General features: G+C 39.9%; 1 pseudogene. It reads left to right on the top strand.

Features of this window, described 5'->3' with window-relative positions:
- Positions 1 to 1,351 (top strand): annotated as a pseudogene (locus E2B99_RS14665) (hypothetical protein); the annotation flags it as partial.

Here is a 1,351-nt window from a genome sequence, read left to right as displayed (position 1 = left end):
AAGACTGTATTTAGTCGAGATGTAGAAGCATCAAATATTATTAAAAGTAAGAATATTGCTGATGAACGTGAGCAAAATTGGATAAGACAGGTATTTAGAGACGATGGTTTGTCAGGTGAGAACGCATTAATCACAGGTTGGACAACTGGATCTGATGGCGCTGCAATATTAGTTAATGTGAAGCCGAATACAACGTACACATTGAGCAGACAAGGCGGTGATCGTTTTCGTGTTGCGTTGTTTAAAAGAATGGGAAATGGTACTGGTCGTCCGACTCAAACAGATCATTATCGAGTATTAAATAGTTCAACTGATCCACAATCCACTGAAAAAATTACTTTTACAACTCGCGAGAATGAATTCATCTTATATGCATACTTAACATCTCATGTAGCTAACTATGGCTATCCGACATGGGTGCAAGTAGAAGAGGGTGAAATTGCAACTGAATACGAGAGTTTTGGTTATAAGTTTAGCCCTGCTTCAACTCCAAACAGTAAAGGATCTAGCTCAGGATCAGTTGCATATGATTATGCTGGTGCTGGCGATGCAAATTATATTTCTAAAGCTGAAGCGACATCTGGGGCTTGGAAAGATTCGCAATATACAATTCCTGCAACAGATGATACAGACGACCTACAACGCCTGTTTAGTAATCCGAAACAAGGGGTGGTGTCGTTAGAGCCAAACAAAAAATACAAAGTCACTCGTCCAATTCGCTACAACCCAGAGTATGTGAAACTCGTGAAGGGCAACATGGCGCATATTGTTTGTATTGGCGATATTGAAACATTTCAGATGATCGGAACCTTAACAAGTTCAGCCAATGCTGGTGCGTTGAATCGAAGATTAGCTTACAACGAAATGGGTCCATTAGTTGTTGCACTGAAGATCACAAACCCGATGGAAGTTCTTGGAACTGCTTTTGTGGTCAATAACGTGATGTCTCCGACGTTCTTGGCTTGTAATTTCTCTTATTTGCGTCGCGGTATCGTCTTCCGTGGTGTGAATCGAAATGCGATCTTGAGTTCTGGACATATTTTTGCGTGTTCGGATTATGGTATTCATTTTGAACAAGGTGGAGATATTCATCAAATCAACATTGTTGGTATGCATATTTCATATTGTCGCAAAAACATCTTTAGTGAAAACCACAACATCTACAACATCCAAATCACAGGTGGTGATATTGAAACTTCATCGTATCCTACTTTGGGAATTGGCGGTGCAGCTGAGTGTGACATGCATTTCTTGCAGACCACAGCAATTCTTGAGGATCTAGAAATTGTAGGTAATACAATTGAAGATCATTGGAATACCACTAAGATGATTAGGCTTGAAGGTAATCCAA

Source organism: Alkanindiges illinoisensis (genome assembly GCF_004377485.1).
Lineage (GTDB): Bacteria > Pseudomonadota > Gammaproteobacteria > Pseudomonadales > Moraxellaceae > Alkanindiges > Alkanindiges illinoisensis_A.
Note: the sequence above shows the minus strand (reverse complement) of the source record. Positions and strands in the feature narration are given on the sequence as shown.